This is a genomic window from Tateyamaria sp. GN1-10 (assembly GCF_055693845.1).
Map to the genome: position 1 here is coordinate 19,899 of NZ_JBVFUR010000004.1, position 19,322 is coordinate 39,220.

Genomic DNA, 19,322 nt, shown 5'->3' on the forward strand with positions numbered 1-19,322 from the left:
AATGGCAGATGATTTTGACTGGAAGCTGGTTTCTGACAACAACAGAAAAGCGATCGGGGCCGTAGGCTTTATTGGCGACAAGATCGCAGTCATTGTTTCGTTCTATGAAGATCGGGATTGGGACGAAGATGGCGTCATATCCATCAAAGAACGTATTGGGGGAGCGATGCCAATCATCGGGCGCGAAGGACGCGCTGTAACCAAGGTTGCGGTTATGGCCTATGGGAACGAACCCGATATCGCGATGCGTGATCACACGATCCGCAGCATGGCGGGTAACCTGTTGGTCCACTATGCCCGTGGTATGATCGCGGACGCCATTTACATGCTGTACTTTTCACCTGGCGTGAAAATGGTGGGTCGTGGAATTGCTAAGACCGTGACATCCGGTATGATCAAACAGATCGTGATCCGCAAAGGGTTCGAAGCGGCCGCAAAAGAGGCGTTTGGCGCAGCCACCGGCACCTGACATTCAAGATGATACCTCTCGGCCGGCCATCATAGCGCATTGACCAGGGTATCCACGACGTGGCGATAGGCCAGCACCTCGGGCGGGACAACGCGCGCAGTGGGCACGCTGGTGACGCGGCTTGAACCGCGCATTTTGCGATCTGACCAGGCCAGCAGGTCAGATATGTTCTTACCTCTCAAGAACGGATTTGCATTCACGACCGAAGCACCCATGACGGATAAAACAGACGCAGTTGGATCGGCATGCAGGGCGATGCTGGCCCCTGCTGGTCCAAGGAAATGCGCCAGATATAGCCGCCCCGGCGTGACTTGGTGACCGCGGGCGCGCAGGAACGCTCCGTTTTCGCGGGCGAGGTTGGTGACCATCTGGCGGCTTAGGGCTGGATCGGTCCGTAGCGCGAGCAATTGTTCGCGGCTCAGTTCACGCACCAGATCGGGGCGATAGTCACGCATCATACGCAACCAAGTGCTTTGGATGAATTGACCAAGTCCTGTTGCGGTAGAGCGCGGGTTTCTGGCGGTTGTGTTCCCTGCACTTTCAACTTGAATGATCTGGTTGACCAAAGCCTCGACGACCCCGCCGCCGCTGCCCGCATATGTCAACGGATCCACGGGCGTGCCACTGACCCGCAATTCGAAATGCAGGTGCGGCCCGGTGCTGCGTCCGGTAGAGCCGACATAGCCGATCACTTCGCCCGCGGCGACGGAACTGCCGCCGCGCAGCCCTTCTGCAAAGTCGTTCAGGTGGGCATAGCGCGTTTCCAACCCATCCCCATGATCCAGATAGACGACATTGCCGTACCCGCTGCCAGCTCCAACCCGACTGACATTGCCCGCGGCAGCGGCCACCACTGGTGTACCGGTGGGGGCGGCCCAATCGACACCGTTGTGGTTGCGGACTTGTTTTAAAATAGGATGATGCCGCGGCCCGAACCCGGAAGTTCGCACGCCGTTAACAGGCACCCGCAAACCGCCACCCAAAGTCCCTTCGGGCGTCGTACGTTGCCCGCCAGAGGATGGCGCGTCGAAATCAAAGCACGAAAACCCGACGCCGTCCTCTTGTGCAATAACATAGCAAGACAGCGTCTCTGATGTGCCATGAATGCCAACATAAAGCATCCCGCCCAATCCGGTGGCCTTGGGTCCCGGCACCGCTGCGCGCAGCAGGATCATTTCATCGCCCTCGACCACGAACCGATCAAGATCGAACCGCTGTGACATAAGAACGATCAACTCGCCCACATGATTGGTGGGCAAGCCATTGCGAATGGCGGCCGAATAAAGCGCATCCAGCAAGCGCACTTCGCCGGGGCTTTGGCTGTCCAAGCGTGTTTGATCTGACCGCAACATCAAATCGGTGCTGATCCATGGATCCGAGGCAGGTTCAAACCGCCCCGCTCCGACCTGCGCCAAGCTGACCATGTAACCCTTAGGGCCGTACAGCGACATGAGCATCATCCTGGCCATCGGTGCACCTGGTCGGAGGCGCACGGCGACAACGCTGTCGGCAGGCAGACTGGTGGGTTGATCCAGTTTCTGGGTTACCGCACGCAGAATGCTGGTGGCCTCTGCCTCGGAAATTCCGGCCGAAACGAGGACCTCGGCCAGATCGCGGTTGGCCTCGAGAACAATGATTTCGTCCTTGTACAGTTCTTGTCGCTGGGTTTCACGTAAGGTGATGGCGACGCTCGTGGTGTTCTCGATCTTCGTTTCCACATAAACGGCAGCGGTATTTTCGTGCTGCTCGTGATCATCGCTTGCGCTATCTGCGGCGATAAAATCACCCCAGCCGGCTTCTTCGGTCACTCTTACAACCTCTCCCGGCGCTTACCGCAGGTGCGTTCAGTACGGCGTCCTGGGTTTGCAAACCCTGGCTCCGCTGCGCTTTGAACAAGGCGAAGTCTTCCCGGCTTGAGGGCAGCGTGGTTACCAGCCGTCTTTCGGCGACAAACGGAGAATCCCTTATCGCGATCACCGCATCTGGTCCGGTGCGGGCCAATCGATCCGGTGCGAAGTCCGAAGGGGCAGACAGGGTCTGCGCGTTGTTGTCGTCTGATGTGGCAAAGCGCAGGATCATTGGGTCGCGCCGTAGATCCACAAAGGATGCCATGCGTTCGATCACCACCGCGGCGCGCGAAGTGGCCTCGCTCTGGACCAGAACGATCCCGTCCTCCTCAGGGTTTGACCTGGCCGGGACTGCTGTGTCCGTACCGGCAGTTGTCGTGGTGTCCGATACGCCGTTCCCTCCTACCACCGTCATCAATCCCCATCCCACGAGAGCCAACACGAATAGGGTCACTGCGCCTAATCCAAGGCGTTGGCCCAGCCGTTTGCGTCGGCGTGTCTTGGCAGTTTGCCCGCTGTTGGCAAAGACAGGATCAACCTTGATTGGCATGTTCGTAGCGGAGCACTCCAAGGCCTAGCCGGTTCGAATTCGAAATCGTGCGGGCCGGTGCGCTGGGTTCTTGACGAGGTGCGGGGGTACGCTGCGTCGGTTGCGCTGCTCTGGTGGTTGTGCTGCGTGTACGTGTCGACGTCGCACGTGGTGTGGCGGTGACCGCCCGCAATGTACAGGTCACATCCTCGCGCGAAATAATTTGGCGGAACAAACCATTCGACGGATCCAGACCAACCGCCGTTTCCCCGTCGACCTCATCAAAATACCGCTCGACCGAACGGCGCGATCCATTGCCCCAAATCCCGTCAATGCCCGCCGTATAGCATCCCATGCGCGCCAGTTCGCCTTGAAGGGCTATTGCCAACTGGGGTTGCGGCGGGTCGAATGCACCGGCGTTGACCAGTCGCGCAAACAACTCGGGATTTTGTATGCGCAGGTTTTGCCGGGCGTCCAGGTTGTCGAATGCAATCTCGGTGCCGGTCACGTCGCCAAGATCGTTCGCCTGTGAAAACGCCGCGGATGTTGCCTGATCCATGATGCCCACAATGATGGACGGTTGTGGCAAGTCTTCGTCAATTGGCAACGCGGCCTGCTGGGCTTGTGGAAGGGGTTCGAAGATGATCACCTGCGCCGCGGAACGTGTGGCGGGTGCTGCGGCCGCAACCGGTTTTACCGTGGTCTGGCTGGTCGAAATGGCCCGAACAGGGCTCAGCGATTGGGGGTCGGACGTGTCCACGATCGACACAAGCGGTAATGCTTTGCGCGGTGGCGCCTGTACCATTGGCGGTTTTACCAGATCGGATGACATCCAAACCGGGGACAGTACCTCGGACAGAGATGTTTCAGTATCGACCTTGCGTCTCAGCACATCGGTCAACCGAGGGCTGTGGTATCCCCGCATACAGCACCCGGTTGCACGGATGCTGCCCGCATCATCTGCATGCCTTCCGGTGGCGCAGGCAAACGCAAGGGCGTGTCTTGTCGAGTGCAGGCTTCGACCAGCAACGCAGCACGTGCCACCCCGGCCTCCTGCAGGCGGGTCATAACTGTTTCGAATGCTAATGTGCCATCTTTCAGATCAACACCGGCACCGTCCCGCGATAGTGGTCCAGAGAGATACACCACGGCACCAGCTGTAGGAGGTATGGCATCTAGTGCCGCAAGCGCTTTTCCCATCGGCTCATCACGGAGCAAGGCGACATCCGTCATACCACCACGTTTCAAGGCATCCGATGCATGAAACGCATCACCAAAGGCGCGGGGTGCAACCGGGCTTGATTGTCCAATCACAACGGCTTGCCAGTCCTCGGCCATGGCATGGGATGCCAAGGTCGCACCTGCGATCAGGCTGACCGCAACGATGCGTAACCCAAAGGTGGTATGGCCCAATTTGCGCTTCAAAGTTCTCGCATTCCCAAAAATATAGCCAACTTTCTATACCAGACAGGTAAGGCATTCGATAGGTTGTTCATGGTCTCGACGGCGATCATCGGCCAGCCGTGTCAGGACGGCGGCGGGTATATGAACAACGTCCAGCGCTCGCTTTTTCGGGTGTCGACTTCGTGGAACCGTGCCTCGATATGACCGCGGATCAGACAATCCTGTTCGCCGCGTATTTCAAAGCGGCCCGGGGCCACGCACATTGACGTCGTACCGGTCAACACCTCCCGCCCGAACACATCTGTGACGTAGGCATAGAAATAGCGCGCGGTCAGAGTGTCATCCACGACGTTTGCGCATTGGTTGGGTCCAATGGTCCACCAGCCCGATGTGACGAACGCATCTCGATCAAAAGAACCGAAGGCCAGATTGATCACATCAAAGGTTTGATTGCAGACGGCAAACTGCGCATCTGCACGCATTGGCGTCAGCCCGAACAGCCCGGCACAAAGACCACAATACAGCGCCCACTTACGGATCATCTCACAAATGACACAAAGTTGACAAAATTCGCATGTCATAAACTGATGTGAAAACCCCTGTAAACACAAGAGGTTCGTAACACCCTAGTGTTGAAACTGGCACAAATTGGAGCGACATTTGAAAGCCTGATGCCATCCGGGCGACTTCGTGCTAAGATAGAAGTCATGTTTCGTGTCTTGAGCATATGTCTGATCATTGTTGCCGTGTCAGTCGGAGGCGGCGTTGGACTGTCCATCGCGCATGAAAACTACGTAACCGGAGCCTCGTCCTTACGGTCAGGCGCGCCGACGCCACTGCCTTTCGTTTCACATGCTGTGGAAACTGCGACACCTGCGGTTGCGACAGTTTTGCAGGCAAAGCCATTGGAACCAGCGTTATCGATTGCACCCGATGCTGCCGTTGTTCCTGGGGCTATTGATCTGCAAGCAGCCAACGGGGCACCTGCAATGAAGGTGTTGCGCCCGAAGGCGCGACCCCTACCCGGAGAGCAGGTTAGTGCCGCGGTGATCAATGAGGATGCTGTCCCGCGCGCGTCCCGGTCCAGCTTGTCACAAGGCGGGAATTTTTCCAATCAACCGATGGTGCTGCCTACTGCACCTGTCCGGTCAGCCCCGGGATCCTCTGTTGCGACGCTCGATTTCACAACGCCCCCCAATCCCGGTTATCTCATCGGCGTCTATCGCTGAACTTGCCTTTAGGCGGTTCCGACTGCCAGGCGCATCCGATTTACCGCAGTCCCCCCTTTTGTCTTTCCAGCGCACCCGCCATAGGCGAATCGCGGTTGACTTGCGTCTGACTTCCCGGCGCAATGCGGTCCAATGCTGCGTATTTGATTTCGGGGACACTACATGCAATTCAAGAACCTTTTTTTAATGTTATCCGTGGCGTTGATCGGATTTGGAATGCCCGTTCTCGCCCAGGAACCTCCGACTTTCACACTCGAACTGAATGGCGCCGCCGAGACCGAGACTGGCAGTTGCCGTCTGACTTATGTGGCTTCCAACCAGACCGGGACGGAATTGCAACGTACAGCCTACGAGGTGGCGGTTTTTGATGCTGATGGGGCGGTGACGCGCTTGTTGGTTCTTGAGTTCGGGAATCTGATCGACGGCAAGACGAAAGTTCTGCAATTTGACCTTTCCGGAACGCCCTGCCCTGCGATTTCGCGGATCATTGTCAATGACGCTGCGGCCTGCGCTGTTGACGGAGCAGAGTCAGGCGTGTGTATGCAGGCTTTGACAGCGTCGTCGCGCACGGCCATCCAGTTCGGAATTTGACGCGATCCGCACGTGGCCCTGATCCAAAGAGTTTGGTTGGCTTGAAGTCAGCGACCCGAGGTTGAGGTCATCCGGGCAAAACGCTCCATAGGAAGGTAAAGATGGATCTGTTATCTTTTACGTTTTCAAACCCTGCAACGATGCTGGTGTTTGCCGCACTGCTGATCCTGTCACTGATCTCGGTGTCTGTTGCGGTATTCAAGATCATCCAGTTTTCCAAGTTGGGCGTAGGTAAACGAGACGCCGCCGAGGAAATATTGAACACTTGGCTTTCAGGCCGCGGCGAAGATGCGATGAAGCTGGCGGCGGGACGCAAGTCGGTTCTGGCACGTATCTTGCAAGCTGTGTTTTCCGGGGTCCAAGCCAAGCCCGGCGAAACCGCCTATGCTGAAGAATTGGGCCGACAGACTGCCATCATCGAACTGGCCAGCATGTCCGAACGGCTGCGCCTGCTGGAAATGGTTGTGCAAGCTGCCCCGATGCTGGGCCTGCTAGGCACCGTGATTGGTATGATTGACGCTTTTTCAGTGCTGTCTTTGTCAGAGGGCGGCGTGGACCCTGCCGCCTTAGCGGGTGGTATCTGGACTGCATTGACGACCACTGCAGTTGGCTTGACGGTGGCGCTCGTGGCTTACTTTGTGGCCACCTGGCTCGAAAGCCGCATCGATCGGGAACGCAACCTGATCGAGGCGGCAATTCTCAGCCGCCATACATGGCCGGGTCGACCCAACAGCAAAAGCCTAGGGGCACGAAGATGCAGGGCTTTTCCCTAAATCTTCCGGAGCGACGCCGGAACTATCGCTTTGCCTTGACACCCCTGGCGGATGCAATGTTCCAGTTGCTGATTTTCTTCATGCTGTCCTCGGGCCTGACGCCCTATTCACTGTTAATCCTACAAAGCGCCGCGTTCCAATCGGATAGCGCGGCCAGTATCCCCGGTGATGCTGGTGACATCGCCCCAGTCCCTACACGAACCGACCCGCGTGTGGCTCTTTGGACGGTAGAGGCCAACGTGGTTTTGGTGGGCGGTCAGCGCTTTGATTTTGACGCATTGAGCGATCTGGCGGCTGCGCTTGGCACGGCGGACGATCCGGGCGAGGTCATCTTGCTGGTGCGGCCTTCCGCGCAGGTGCAGGACGTGACCACGGTGCTGTCACGTCTAGCTGTCTCGGACGTGACCTCGGTCAAGGTCAGCATGGCCGGTGCATTCTGAAATGGAGATACGCAAATCCCTCCTGCCGTCTCCGGCCAAGCCAGTCAAACCGGACGTGTCGCTGTTCATCGTCAATATCGTGCTCTTGCTTATCCTGTTCTTCCTCGCGACCGGGTCGTTGGTGAACACGCCTGACCAGGGCGTGCAGTTGTCGGAAACTCGGGATCTCCCGATCGACCCGTTGCCGTCGCCGGTCCTAATCATTGAACCGACCGGGCGGTTGACGCTGGATGGTGAGGCGGTGGACCCTTCGGACCTTGCCCAGGCCGCAAGGGGCCAACAGGTTTTACATGTATTGATCGAACGCAGCGCCCCGGCAGCTGATTTACTGACCCTGATCAATCGGCCCGGATTACGCGATCTCGATATCCGGTTGGTTACGATCCACCGGACAAATGCGCCATGATCTTTCTGCCTTATGGATCATCCAGCGGCGACCGATGGCTGGTGGCCCATGTGGGTTCTTTGATACTTCACGGGATGGTATTCGCCATCAGCTTGGGCGGCCTACAAAACCTCTTGGCACTGACAACCCCTGATCCTGAAGTGCAGCCAAGTTTCACGGTCACCTTGGAACGCCTGGACAGCGATACGATTGCAGGTCTGATCGAACAGGACGGTGAAGCGGCATCTGACGATGCCAAGGGTGTAGACCCGGCCACGCCAGACAGTGTTTCGCCTACCGCCGAAGATCCGACGACTGGCGAAACAGTGACCGAAACGCCCGAAGCCATTATTCCAGATGCGGTAAGCGCAACTGTCGCAGAACATGAAACACTTGCACCTGTTATGGTCGAACCGGTCACCCCGGCACCTGCGCCCACCAGTCCGCTGATTCCGGAAACGGTAACGGCCCTGCCCACCACTCAATCCCTGCTACCAATTGGCCCCGAGGGCACAGCGGCGCTGATCACAAACCCAGACAATGGACAGGCAACCGAAGTTGTACCCGCGGCACCGGATACCGAAACACTGCAACCGATCCGCCCATCGGAGAGGCAGGCTGCAGCTGTTGCCGGCCAACCTGATGGCAAATCACCTTCCCCGGATCCGGCTCAGCCTGCGCCCACAGCGCGGGATCTGGCAGTTGGCGACTTGCTTCGCCGGATCCGGGCTGCACCACCTGAACCATGTCTGTTGGCCCTGCCGCGTCGGGATGGCGAAGATGGAGTGGGTCTGGCTCTGATTGCGAATTCCGACCGGGCGATGACCCGCTTTGTGGATGCTGTGATGACAGCGGCGGATGCAGATATCCGCCAGACCCGGACTTTGGTGGATGAACGTCAATGCGCGGCCATCACATATGTGCGGGACAACATCGACTATCCCGCCACCCGGTTGGGCATTCGCATCGACCGGCCCGAGGTCCCTTCGGGGGAACGCCTCACCGGGGTGTTGCGCGGGACAGCGGGCCGGTATGTGACCTTGCTGTTGGTCGACAACAACGGTGTGGTGCAGGATTTGCAGCGTTTCATGTCCTTCACGGGCAACTTTGCCCGCTTCGATGTCCCCGTCACCCGGGCTGGACCATCGCGTGACACGGAACAGATGCTACTTGCCATCGCAACGCGCCGGCCCAACGGGGTGATCCGCGACCGTGCCGGTCGCTTAGCCCAGGATGTTTTCGCCGGACTGAACGGCGAAGTGGCAACCGGGGCCGCATTGGCCGTGACCACATTTGACGTGCGTTAGTGTGCTCCTAGCAGAGAACACCCTGAATTCAAAGGCCGCGCAAAGCAACAGGCGTTCTCTCAAAACCGGGGCCAACACTACTCGGAAATGTCGATATCAACCGGAACATCGCCATCGGTTTGTGTCCTCGTCGATGGTTCCAGAAGCACATAGGCGATGCTAGCAGCGGCCGTGCCACCCTTGCCTGCAATCTCATCCAGAACAGATGGCAGCAAGGTCGCGGCAGATGCGCCATCCGTCGCCGTTGCCGTGCGCGCAAGCGGATTGTCTGATGCTATGACCATGATCAGTTGCGGTACGGCATCCGTCCCTTGCGCCAGTGTCAGACCAAAGCTTAGGGTTGCGCGCGCCACCAACCGGATCTGACAATCGATCCGTCAGGTTGAACACCTCTCCGGTTGGGGTAATCAGCGATGCCCAGACGGCCTGTGTGCCCAAACCGGTGATCCGCCCGGTCAGGGCTTCGCCGGATGCCACAACATCCCCGGACATCTGCAGGACAGGTGCGCCCCTCCCCCGGCCCTGCAGACTGCGGGTGAATTCCAGTGCTGCGCACTGTGCCTCGGTAATCCGTCGGGGCAGAATGCCGGGCCGTGCACCAAACTGCTCCTCGTAGACAACGGGCAATCCGGGAAATGTCTCGCCTGTGCGCGAGTACCCTTCGATCATACCAGCATTCGGGCCTGCGGCGGTGCGGCTCAACAAAGTGCACTGCCCGGCATCGAGATCCTGCCAGGAACCCTGCGCGAGTGGTCGAAAGTGGATCGGGAATGCCGGTTTGACCGGATGTCGCAGCGCCGGGTTCAGTCGCGTCACGCGTCGACGTGTTTCCGATCATCCCCATGTTCCAGGCGCCAAAGCCCACGACACCACATGTCACCACGAAGGCCGCAAAAAGCAACCTCCAGGGCTTGGCCTTCCGGATGCCGTTCTTTCTGATCTGACCGAGATCCCGGTGCGGCAGGCCTTGGCGCGATGTCCTGAGTCTCCGTTTGTGGCAAATGGGTCCCAACGCCAACGAGCGGTACTTGCAAACCCACCGGCGGCGTCGTGGTCGTTCCTGGTTGGGGTAACGCAGTCTGTCCACCCATGTCCGAGGCCGACGGCAGCGGCAATCCCGAACGGTATTGCACCGGGATCAGCGTGGGTGTTTTCAACATGTCCCGCAGCACTTGCATGGACTTTGGACGTCGCGCTGGATCTGGTTCCAGCATGTGGCACAGGATGGGACGCAAGACTTCGGGTACAGCAGACAGATCTGGCACCCGCTGGCGCGATTGAACCGCCTCGACAATGGAACCACCCATGTTCAGCGGCTCACCGATGGCTGCCGCAGCGGTCAAAAGGCCCAGCCCGTAAATGTCCGTATGCGGCCCGACCTCGCCCCCATAGTGACCCAGCTGTTCCGGGGCGACAAATTTGAACTTCCCGGCAAACTGCCCGTGCATTGTGCCTTCTTGGACAACATTCGACTTGGCGATACCGAAGTCTATCAGACGGGCCCGATCAACGTCATCACCGGGCAGCATCACGTTGTCGGGGGACAGATCACGATGCACAACACCCCGTTCATGGGCGTTGGACAAACCCCTGCTCAACCGCCTGAGCAGCTTGAAAACAGCGGGAACAGGCAGCTTGCCCTGCCCCTCAAGGTGGTCGGACAGTGGTACGCCTTCGACGAATTCCATCACCAGAAAATATCGGTCCAGACTCTGGTCATGGACATAGTTGTAGTAGCGCACGATCACTTCGTCGGTCAGTTGCCGCAGCGTGCGTGCCTCGCGCTTGAACAACAGCCCGGCTTTCTCATCTTCAGCCAGTTCCGGTAGGATAGCCTTGATTGCCACCGGATCGCCTGTACCTATCTCGACCCCGCCATACACCTCGCCCATGCCACCCGATTTCAGCACGCGGGTGATTTCGTAATTGTTGTTGATCAGGGTGCCTACCCCGATCGTGGTCACACCCTTGGTGACGGTGTTGGGCGTACTCGGGGAGCAAGTGGTGGAATGGATTTGGCCGTTCCAGTCGGCAACGCGATCCGGGTCCGGTCATCGCCGGCCTCTGACGCTTCTGGCTCCGATTTGAACCGAGTCACGTCCTCGTTTGGCGGCGTCGTGCCAGGATCGGGGTCCGCCTTGTCGTTCTTGCCGCTCACGTCCCGACCCTTGGATCCAACACGTCGTCTATCAGCATATCGTCCGCAGCGGGCGGTGGCGGAGCAGAACACCGGATCGCGATGACCGTCACATTGTCCCGTGCACCCCGGGCCCGGGTGTCTTCTACGAGCTTCACACAAGCATCTTGCGGTGTGGCGTTGGCGAGGATCGCGGCAATCTCTTCGTCATGCAGATGTTCATTTAACCCGTCCGAGCAAATCAGAAACACATCGCCCAGTTGCAACTCGCCAGCGACCAAATCGCATTGCGGAGTTTCCGAAACGCCGATTGCCCGGGTAATGACATTCTTACGTGGCCATTTTTCGGCATCTTCAGCCGATATAGAGCCTGCTTCCAACAAGGCACGCACCTCGGTGTGGTCGCGGCTTTGCTGCCGCAACTCGCCGTCACGCATCAGATAAACGCGGCTGTCTCCGGACCAGACGCGACGCAAAATTACCCTCGTAAACCAACAGGGCCGCCACGGTGCTGCCGACAGTACCCCCTTTCAATTGCGCGGCGTGATCCAAAATGATCTCATTTGCCTTGGTCAGACGTTCCGACGAACCGTGCGTGCAGGTCTTCGGCCGATGCCGCCAATCCGATCGAGTTCAACTCTTCCACGATGGTTTGGCTGGCGAAATCCTCGGCAGAATGGCCGCCCATGCCATCTGCGACCACCCACAGACCGTAATCGGGGCGGGACAGGAAACTGTCCTCTTGTACTTCGCGCAGACAACCCACGTCACTGGTACTTGCCCTGTTTCAAACGTGAAGTAGTCATTGTGATCACGTTGTATCCTCCGCCGTCTTCGAGGGCGGGACAGGCACCCCACCCAACAACCACCCCATCGCTTGCGGTTCCGGCAGGCCCGGGCAGGCCAGCCACGTGGCGGCGCGAGAGATGCGCCTCGTCTGTACACCCGGTGTCCACCAGTAGGATCGGCTGAGTTGCGCACGCTGCGCGTCAGGCTGCGCCGCAGTACTCCAAAAGCGCGTCCAGATCACCCTCTGGGTGATGGGCCCACAGTGTCGGACCCAATTGCGCCGTCATTTCGTCCTCAGCGGGCAGGTTCAAGTCCAGTCCAGCCAACAGTGCCGCACCGCCCTGCCCCGGCTGCATCTCACCCATATGATCTTCCAAGGCAGCCCAAGGCATCTGATCCGCTCCAGACCCGAGAGGCAAACTGACATGACACCCTTCAGACATCAGTATCAACGGAAACCGCCGTCCGACCCTGTCACGCGATGGCTGCAAAACACCCAACACGGTCCGCCCCAGCACAGCACGCCCGATCCAGAACCGCAGGGTCGGTGCGTCGTCCCAGAAAGCGCCCCACCCTTCGCCCATCTGATCACGTAGTGGGGGCAAACAAGCATCCAGCCAACCGTTCATTACCTCTATGAGGTGATCTGACAGACCTGCCTGCAGAAAATCGCCATATCCAGGATGTTTGCCCATCAATCCAATCGCTGCGTTGCCCATCCGTTACTCCAGTGACACGGGGCAGGAAAAGTCGGGCAACTCCCGCATCAGGAACGGCACCGTGGTGCTGTCGAATTCAAACCGATAAGTGATTGACCGACCACCCACATCATGTGTCACATCCGCGATGTTGCCGCTGACCCGCGTCCGCCCTTTGCGCAGAAAGTCCACGATATCCCAACGCCCTTGGGCAAAGCTGAGGGTAGATATGCGCCCCTCAGCGGCTGGAAACAGTTCCAACGCCACGCCCGAGCTTTGCCCGGGCCAGCTGAGAGCGGCGGGTATGCTGTCTGGCTGTGTGCGCATGGACCCTCCATTCATCGACAGAATGGACAATTGCACCGATGGTGATGATGTCAGATGCGTGATCGACATGTCCACCCGGGGTTCAGATGACCCGGATGCAAAAAGGCCAGTTGGATGGCCTGTGCCCGATCAAATTGTGCCAATGTGGCAGGCGACAGATTCTGCGCGATAGCGCTGTCCGGGGCGGGTTCCAGCCCGTTTGGTCCGCGAATGACATGTGGCTGAAGGTATGACGTGTAGTAATTGTCCATCCGCCCGCCCGGACCAAAGAACTGACCGAAGATCGCAGGCGAGATGTGGCGCCCCGTGCCAAATGGAAACAGCGGTTGCACGAAATCACGGCAGAACTGGGAAACATCGTCGTTCAATGCCTGATTGAGCTGCGTCATCGTGGCGGCGGTGGCAACCGCGCGGAACTCGCTTTCCACCTCGTTCAGCATCGTGCCGAGCGTATCCGGCAGGGCGGTATTGTTGCGGGTGAGCGCCGAAAGCGACTGGCTGAGCAATGTCTCGTCTGCGGGGGTGGGCGCCACGGCGGCTTGCCTGCGGTTTTCCCGCAAATCCGCCAGATTGGCCAGGATCACATCAATGGGGCGCGCGCGTTCGTCACCGCTCAAAAGGGCGTGCCACTGATTAAAATCATTGCTGATCCGTTCGACCTGACGCTTTTGGGTATCTTCGGCCAGGGCAGATCCGGCGCGTGTCTGGACCTTACCCTGGCTTGAAACACTGTCCAGCACCACGCGTTGGAACACGCCAGATTGACTGTAGATGCGGCGGAAAACAGCGTCGCCCATGTTGTCGCCCAACGACCCCGCTCCGGCAGCGGCCAGTTGCTCCGGTGTCATGTCCTCAAGCTGGTCATACAGCCTTGCCAGACGGGTCTCTTGGTCGACGGCTTCGACAAAATTCAATATCGGTGATGCCACAGGCGAAGAGGCAGCGGCCAGAACCTCGTAGCCGGGCGCGTCCGATGACATCGGCCCCAGCTCCAGCCGACCGAACATCTCGCGCCATGCTTCGTTGAACTCGATGCGATAGGCGCGGTGCAAGTCCCCGTTCCAGATTGGCCAGCTGTGCGCTGTAATCAACGCGTCCGGCGGCATCTCCCAACACCCATCGGTCTTCTTGAAGACGGTCACGCGCGTCGGTCAGCCGTTCAAGGAAAAACCCCCAATAGCCTTCAAAGGTGTAAAGCCCCGGCACGCCGACACTTGCCAACGAACTGCCATCCGTCGTTTCAAAAACGCGGTTTACGGCTCCTGAAACACGTTCGACCAGATTGAAGTCTGGCACGCCCGCCGTAATTGCCCGGTCCTTGATCGAAGCATAGGCCTGATCCGCCAGAGGCAGGTTCACAATCGCGTCACGCGCACTGCGCACAATCCCTGGGTCGATGGTCAAAACGGGTTCGCGGTCATCGTCCAGATCCAGCATGGCCGTCAAATGCTGATTGATCCTGTCGCGCTCGTCGGCTTGACCCGCCCCGGAAAAAGTCTGGCTCCAGACATCATCGAAATACGCCTGAATGGCCGCATCGTCTCCACTGCCTTCGCCCTGCCCGCCCAGCAATAGATAGACTTTGAGCGCCCGATAAATGCCACTGGTTTCGTTGTCCGCGACCAATTGCGGAATCTCGTTTTCAAGATGCAAAATCATCCTCGGCCGCAACATGCGTTCCAGCCCATCCGAATAGGCCCGGTCGGCGGCCAGCGACACTTCACGGTGGCGCGACAGACCGAATCCCTCCCAAATAGTGGGTTCTCGCGCGTCGCCGTACCCCGCCGTCACGTTGCGCAGATCTTGCAGATGAAACAACGCCACTGACGGATCCGGGTCACTGATTACGGCGCGCTCAATCTCACTCAGGGCAGCTGTGCGATAGGCTTGGGTTTCGGTATCGGCCATCCGCAGAAACGTAGCATTTTTCCAGAAACTGAACCCAAGCGCGCCCATCGCACCAATCGTGGCACACAGTACAAGTGTCAGCGCAGCAGTACGCCGCAATCTAGACCTGCGGATCGCCTTGAAATCGAAGCTGACCCAATCGCGTTCCTCAAAGATGACCCGTTTCAGCAGATCATGCAGAAAAAAGGATTTGCCCTTGCCCGACATGAACGCAGGTTGAAATTCTACCCCATCCTGATTGCGGGACATCGCACCCAGGACCTGATCGACCGGCGTTCCCTCCTGGGTGCCGGACGTGAAGTAAAACCCTCGCAGGATCGCGTTGGTCTTGTAGCGCGTCGGCTCGAACACCTGTCGCAGAAATTCGGTGATGTTGTCGCGCATCATCGCCATCTGACCGGGCAAGCCAAAGACGGCAATGCGGCTGACCCCGTCCGGTTCTTCGTTCATCCGGTCGATGACTTCGTCACTCAGCCGTCCCAACAGCGCGTCAAACTCGGTTGGGACGTCTTGGAACGTTTCGGCCTTGCGATCCTTGGTCTGAAAGGTGACGCCCCAAACATGCTTGCGTCGGCTGGTGCTGAAACTGGCGAAATACTCACGGAAACCTGCAATCAGATCCGCCTTGGTGAACAGGACGTAAACGGGGAAATCAATCCTGAGACGGTCATGGATTTCGCCCAACCGTTTGCGGACGGTCTGTGCGTGGGCCGCCAGATCGGCCTCGGTCGCATTCAGCATCTGTTCAACCGAAAAAGCCAGGATCACGCCGTTGATCGGTTGATCCGGACGCCCGCTTTTCAACAGATCAAGGAAAGCGCCCCAACTGGCTTCATCGGCAGCGGCATCACTGTCCTGGGTGGTGTAGCGCCCCGCAGTGTCGATCAAAAACGGCGTTTTCGGCAAACCACCAATCGCAATTGCGCGTTCCGCCAAACCCGGCCCCTTGTTCAGGCATCGCGTCCTGACCGGGGAATTCGATCCCCGAATTGCGCAGCGCCGTGGTCTTCCCAGCGCCGGGGGGCCAATGATCACGTACCATGGCAGATCATAAAGATAGGTCTTGCCACCGGTTTTCTTCAGCTTGTCCAGCGCATTGCGCATGTTCTCGGCCAGAACTTTGCCGTCACCCGCAGGTTCGGGCAACAGGCTGTCTTCCAGCTTTTGTGCCTTCTTTCGGCGCCGCTGGCAGCGGATCAGGTAAACGATGCCGATCAGGGACAGAACACCCCCCATCGTTGCCACACGGGCAAAGACCGACGTGATCGGTGCATAGCCCGTCATCGGGAAACCGAACCAGATCGCGGCAGCAATTGCGGCGATGCCTGCGATGATCAACAGCGCCCTGCCCCAACGGGAACGGGCCAAACGCATCAGGAACTTGAACGCTCTGACGACAGGAGACAAAATTGCGCGCATACCAAGTCTTCCCGATCAGTCTGCTCTGGGTATCATGATTTCAACCCGTCTGTTGCGTGCGCGGCCGTCCCGCGTGCCGTTGTCGGCGATCGGATCGACCGCCCCCTTGCCCTCGACCTGAAGGCGTGTCGCGTCGATCAGGACGCCGCCCAAGACATCCGCCACAGTCTGAGCGCGGGCGACCGACAGCGCCTCGTTGGTTTTGTGACGCCCACGGCCCGAAGGTGGAATGCTGTCTGTATGGCCCACGACGCGCACCGGCCCAACCTCGTCATCAAAGGTCCGACCAATGGCGGCGGCCAGAGCACTAAAATCGCTGTTCAGTTCGGCAGAACCTGATCCAAACTCCAGAAACTCACCGACGCGGACAAACACCCAGTCATTGGTATTGTCCACCTCGACCTCACCCGCCTCAATTTCGTCAGCCAATGCAGCACGCATGCGTTCCAGCTGGCTCGAGGCAGGTGCCTCGTAAGCACGGACAATGGGCTGCACCCGTTCGATAGACACCGGAGGCTGTCCTGCATGTACCGCCAGAATACGGTGACGCACTTCGCTGCCTTCGCGCGTCAACAGGGTCGACAGGGTTGCAAACAGGGACACCACCATGACAGCGGCAATCGCAGTGATCACCCAAAGTGGCGTGGCCCCGTGACGACGGGTTCCACCCAACAGAACCGGTGTCCAATGCACAGACACATCATCATCGGGACGCGGCTGCACACGGCGGAGGGTTTCATAAATCGCGGTTCTGATCCGGCTGAGCTCGACACTGCCGTTCGGCATGGCGCGGTACTGCCCCTCGAACCCCAGAGACAGACAAGTCAGCATGAGCTCCAACAGGTAAAACCGTTGGCCGGGCGCGCGCATGGCTTCATCCATCTTCTGGAAAAAGCCCACGCCGGATGACCGTTCTCCGAAAAAGCGTGCAACCATGGAGTATTCCATCCACATACCTCGATCCGCGCCGGGCAGGTTCTGCACGATATCGTCAGCGGTGGCACACAGCGCATACTTCGCATCACGCGCATCTTGCGGCTCGATTCCCGCAGCCAGTGCGGCGCGTTCGAAGACGTCGATTTCGCGCGTGACGTGATCAATCAGCGGGGCCGGCTGCATATCGACAAGGCCAGTGCGCAGCCGCCCCAGAAGGATCAAAAGACCTGACGCTGCCCGCACCAGGGGGTTCGAAGATCCACCTGTATCCGGGCCGGCGGCGCGCAACGCATCCTGAAAGGCAATCCGTGGGCGTGGTGCATATTGCGGCGCCTGTTCATTTCGGGGAATCTCTGGAAATATTTCGGACCCCGCAGGGCGCTGACCCGTTCCCGGCTGATACAGAGGCTGATTGTACTGGGGCGGTGTCGGCGCGCCATAGGCGGGCTGTTGGGGCGGATAGCCGGGTGGCTGCGGGTTCAGGGCCCCACCCAGCCATGTGTCTTCCGGGTTTGGGTTGTTCCGGGGTGTGTTGACCTGCGCGGACCGTCCTCCCCCACCTTGCTGCGCAGGTGAGCTCCCCAATGGCGGCAGGGGTTGCCCAAAGACGGTCTTGTCCCCTGCCCCGTCATCCTGTGCCGGGGGCGGCGTACCCGGCTTGGCGTCAGGCGGAGTTTTCGCCTTGGGATCCGGTCGCGGAAGCGGTTGACCAAAGACTGTCTTGTCATCTTCATCCGACATCAGTCGCTCTCCGGTATCGCCCAGAGCTCCAGTTTAAGGTCGGGCCAGTTGCCAGCAAAATGCATGCCAACAGCGGGAGCAGTCGAAAACTCACGCCACAGTTCGGTAGATTTGTCCAAGACGAAATAGACATTCGTACTGACAACCCGAATCTGGCGCGGCGGGTTCGGCAAGTGCACGATGCCGATGCCCGGTAAGTTGTTGGTGATGATCTGTTTCATCTGCGTGGATGGCCCGACCTTGGCCAGTTGCGGGAACTGCGTCTGAACCTGGGTCAGGGGCAGTCCCGAACTGACCTCGATCACAAAGGTGGCCTGTGCAAACAGGTTTCTGTCGTTGACCAGAGCGGCGTAGGAATTGGCGCGCACCTCTTTCAGCGGCAAGCGGATCGCGCGCCCCACATCACGGGCCAACAGGCGCTGAATGTCCTGCACCACGGGGGAAAAGCTGGCCTTCGGGTCTTCGTGGACATATGCCGCATAGCTGGGCGCACGCCGCTTGCCCTGATCAAAGGTCGACAGCTCTCCAGCCAGGCCGATCAGTTTTTCATACAACCGTTCTGGATGCACATGCGCCATGCCCTTGAGATGCTGCAAGACAGGCAGTTCGCGATTAAGCACCATCAGCATCAGGTAATCCGTAGCCTGCATCCCCCCGCCCGAAGACGGATCGGACGCGAACCGCGACAGGCCGTGCAGCTTGGCTTCAATCCATCCAACCACGCGGCTGAGATACCCCTCATAGGCGTTGTGCACGCCCAACACCAAGCCGGTCGGTGGCACGGTGTCATCCAGTGTCACGATCCCGTCGCGCATCTCGATAATCCGGCCCAGATGGATGTTCTGATAGCCTGGCCGCGGTGTCTTGCGCAGCACCAGTTCCAACCTCGGATGTGCAATCTCGAGTGTCTGCTCGTTGCGCGCGGTCGAGGACGTGTCCAGAACCGTTTCGGTTGCCAAGACGTACCGGGTCGCGGCGTTCGCACCCTGCGGTGCCAGACTTTGTCCACCGCTGTCACGGTCTGGCAAGGTCAGCCAGATGGACAGGCCCTGCGCCTCTTCCTCTGGAACGGCGACCGGCAGGGGCAGTGGGCTGCCTGACGGCGCGTCAAAAGGAGTACCATCAGGGAATAAACCCGTCACCGCCGTCAACCCGATTTTGGCCTGTTGCGCCAGATCCCGGTTGAACCGCAACGTACTGACGCCCCATGGATAGGGGGTCATCGTTTCGGCCCGTGCCTGGATCAATTGCTCGGTATGGCGATCCGCCTGCTGCAGGTGATGCGGCTGAAGAAACAGGCCTTCTTTCCATGCGACTTTGCTGGTCCAGGACATACGCAGGCGGGTTCCTTTCTTTACCGGTACGGTTACCTACCGGTTTTTACATTTGCACC

General features: G+C 59.0%; 23 protein-coding genes and 2 pseudogenes. 7 read left to right on the plus strand and 18 right to left on the minus strand.

The genetic code is table 11. From position 1 onward, the window contains the following. Position 1: 1 nt before the first annotated feature. Complete coding sequence (locus ACZ1HN_RS02005; RefSeq protein WP_472726284.1) at positions 2-469, plus strand: hypothetical protein; 468 nt, start codon at positions 2-4, stop codon at positions 467-469. A gap of 29 nt (positions 470-498) precedes the next feature. On the opposite strand, the gene ACZ1HN_RS02010 is transcribed toward ACZ1HN_RS02005, so the two are convergent. From ACZ1HN_RS02010 to ACZ1HN_RS02030, 5 genes are all read right to left on the minus strand, one after another. Next, positions 499-2,277: a peptidoglycan DD-metalloendopeptidase family protein gene (locus ACZ1HN_RS02010; protein WP_472726285.1), complete on the minus strand. Its 1,779-nt coding sequence runs from the start codon at positions 2,275-2,277 to the stop codon at positions 499-501. Further along, complete coding sequence (locus ACZ1HN_RS02015; protein WP_472726286.1) at positions 2,252-2,866, minus strand: hypothetical protein; 615 nt, start codon at positions 2,864-2,866, stop codon at positions 2,252-2,254. Before ACZ1HN_RS02015 ends, ACZ1HN_RS02010 begins: the two co-directional genes overlap by 26 nt. Then, the gene (locus ACZ1HN_RS02020) at positions 2,850-3,746 is read right to left on the minus strand and encodes a hypothetical protein (protein ID WP_472726287.1); all 897 of its coding nucleotides are present in this window, start codon (positions 3,744-3,746) and stop codon (positions 2,850-2,852) included. Before ACZ1HN_RS02020 ends, ACZ1HN_RS02015 begins: the two co-directional genes overlap by 17 nt. After that, entirely contained in the window at positions 3,743-4,270 is a 528-nt protein-coding gene (locus tag ACZ1HN_RS02025; RefSeq protein WP_472726288.1) for a hypothetical protein, read from the minus strand. The genes ACZ1HN_RS02020 and ACZ1HN_RS02025 overlap by 4 nt, the downstream gene beginning before the upstream one ends. 101 nt (positions 4,271-4,371) lie before the next feature. Beyond that, positions 4,372-4,791, minus strand: coding sequence for a DUF1036 domain-containing protein (locus ACZ1HN_RS02030; protein ID WP_472726289.1), 420 nt, complete (start codon positions 4,789-4,791; stop codon positions 4,372-4,374). Positions 4,792-4,956: 165 nt separating this feature from the next. Here ACZ1HN_RS02030 and ACZ1HN_RS02035 point away from each other — a divergent pair, with 165 nt between their 5' ends. The 6 genes from ACZ1HN_RS02035 to ACZ1HN_RS02060 all read left to right on the plus strand — a co-directional run bounded on the left by ACZ1HN_RS02035 (position 4,957) and on the right by ACZ1HN_RS02060 (position 8,974). Then, positions 4,957-5,478 (plus strand): hypothetical protein, encoded by a 522-nt coding sequence (locus tag ACZ1HN_RS02035; RefSeq protein WP_472726290.1) that lies wholly within the window; start codon positions 4,957-4,959, stop codon positions 5,476-5,478. Between the two features lie 216 nt (positions 5,479-5,694). Further along, complete coding sequence (locus tag ACZ1HN_RS02040; RefSeq protein WP_472726291.1) at positions 5,695-6,069, plus strand: hypothetical protein; 375 nt, start codon at positions 5,695-5,697, stop codon at positions 6,067-6,069. A 101-nt stretch (positions 6,070-6,170) separates the two neighbouring features. Then, positions 6,171-6,842 (plus strand): MotA/TolQ/ExbB proton channel family protein, encoded by a 672-nt coding sequence (locus ACZ1HN_RS02045; protein WP_472726292.1) that lies wholly within the window; start codon positions 6,171-6,173, stop codon positions 6,840-6,842. Then, a complete protein-coding gene (locus ACZ1HN_RS02050) occupies positions 6,824-7,282 on the plus strand; it encodes an ExbD/TolR family protein (protein WP_472726293.1) in 459 nt (152 codons plus the stop codon). The genes ACZ1HN_RS02045 and ACZ1HN_RS02050 overlap by 19 nt, the downstream gene beginning before the upstream one ends. A 1-nt stretch (position 7,283) precedes the next feature. Further along, complete coding sequence (locus tag ACZ1HN_RS02055; RefSeq protein WP_472726294.1) at positions 7,284-7,688, plus strand: biopolymer transporter ExbD; 405 nt, start codon at positions 7,284-7,286, stop codon at positions 7,686-7,688. Further along, positions 7,685-8,974, plus strand: a complete 1,290-nt coding sequence (locus tag ACZ1HN_RS02060; RefSeq protein WP_472726295.1) for a serine/threonine protein kinase — start codon at positions 7,685-7,687, stop codon at positions 8,972-8,974. Before ACZ1HN_RS02055 ends, ACZ1HN_RS02060 begins: the two co-directional genes overlap by 4 nt. Positions 8,975-9,051: 77 nt before the next feature. On the opposite strand, the gene ACZ1HN_RS02065 is transcribed toward ACZ1HN_RS02060, so the two are convergent. The 13 genes and pseudogenes from ACZ1HN_RS02065 to tssK form a co-directional block, all read right to left on the minus strand. Beyond that, entirely contained in the window at positions 9,052-9,189 is a 138-nt protein-coding gene (locus ACZ1HN_RS02065; RefSeq protein WP_472726296.1) for a hypothetical protein, read from the minus strand. Beyond that, on the minus strand, positions 9,167-9,790 hold the full coding sequence (locus tag ACZ1HN_RS02070) for a hypothetical protein (RefSeq protein ID WP_472726297.1): 624 nt from the start codon (positions 9,788-9,790) through the stop codon (positions 9,167-9,169). The genes ACZ1HN_RS02065 and ACZ1HN_RS02070 overlap by 23 nt, the downstream gene beginning before the upstream one ends. Continuing rightward, the gene (locus ACZ1HN_RS02075; protein WP_472726298.1) at positions 9,787-10,938 is read right to left on the minus strand and encodes a serine/threonine protein kinase; all 1,152 of its coding nucleotides are present in this window, start codon (positions 10,936-10,938) and stop codon (positions 9,787-9,789) included. The genes ACZ1HN_RS02070 and ACZ1HN_RS02075 overlap by 4 nt, the downstream gene beginning before the upstream one ends. Continuing rightward, positions 10,935-11,132, minus strand: a complete 198-nt coding sequence (locus ACZ1HN_RS02080; RefSeq protein WP_472726299.1) for a hypothetical protein — start codon at positions 11,130-11,132, stop codon at positions 10,935-10,937. Before ACZ1HN_RS02080 ends, ACZ1HN_RS02075 begins: the two co-directional genes overlap by 4 nt. Next, positions 11,129-11,548 carry a PP2C family protein-serine/threonine phosphatase gene (locus tag ACZ1HN_RS02085; RefSeq protein ID WP_472726300.1) on the minus strand — a complete coding sequence of 140 codons (420 nt, stop codon included), beginning with the start codon at positions 11,546-11,548 and terminating at the stop codon, positions 11,129-11,131. Before ACZ1HN_RS02085 ends, ACZ1HN_RS02080 begins: the two co-directional genes overlap by 4 nt. A gap of 122 nt (positions 11,549-11,670) precedes the next feature. Next, positions 11,671-11,877 carry a hypothetical protein gene (locus ACZ1HN_RS02090; RefSeq protein ID WP_472726301.1) on the minus strand — a complete coding sequence of 69 codons (207 nt, stop codon included), beginning with the start codon at positions 11,875-11,877 and terminating at the stop codon, positions 11,671-11,673. A gap of 223 nt (positions 11,878-12,100) precedes the next feature. Then, on the minus strand, positions 12,101-12,619 hold the full coding sequence (tagF, locus tag ACZ1HN_RS02095; protein ID WP_472726302.1) for a type VI secretion system-associated protein TagF: 519 nt from the start codon (positions 12,617-12,619) through the stop codon (positions 12,101-12,103). Positions 12,620-12,622: 3 nt separating this feature from the next. Continuing rightward, a complete protein-coding gene (locus ACZ1HN_RS02100; RefSeq protein WP_472726303.1) occupies positions 12,623-12,994 on the minus strand; it encodes a type VI secretion IcmF C-terminal domain-containing protein in 372 nt (123 codons plus the stop codon). Next, a complete protein-coding gene (locus tag ACZ1HN_RS02105) occupies positions 12,976-13,839 on the minus strand; it encodes a hypothetical protein (RefSeq protein WP_472729380.1) in 864 nt (287 codons plus the stop codon). Before ACZ1HN_RS02105 ends, ACZ1HN_RS02100 begins: the two co-directional genes overlap by 19 nt. A 24-nt stretch (positions 13,840-13,863) precedes the next feature. Beyond that, positions 13,864-14,031: pseudogene (locus tag ACZ1HN_RS02110) on the minus strand (hypothetical protein); the annotation flags it as partial. Next, positions 13,988-16,252 (minus strand): annotated as a pseudogene (gene tssM, locus ACZ1HN_RS02115) (type VI secretion system membrane subunit TssM); the annotation flags it as partial. The pseudogenes ACZ1HN_RS02110 and tssM, both read right to left, overlap by 44 nt. A gap of 15 nt (positions 16,253-16,267) precedes the next feature. Then, the gene (icmH, locus tag ACZ1HN_RS02120) at positions 16,268-17,929 is read right to left on the minus strand and encodes a type IVB secretion system protein IcmH/DotU (RefSeq protein WP_472726304.1); all 1,662 of its coding nucleotides are present in this window, start codon (positions 17,927-17,929) and stop codon (positions 16,268-16,270) included. Then, positions 17,929-19,263, minus strand: coding sequence for a type VI secretion system baseplate subunit TssK (tssK, locus tag ACZ1HN_RS02125; RefSeq protein WP_472726305.1), 1,335 nt, complete (start codon positions 19,261-19,263; stop codon positions 17,929-17,931). The genes icmH and tssK overlap by 1 nt, the downstream gene beginning before the upstream one ends. Positions 19,264-19,322: the final 59 nt, after the last annotated feature.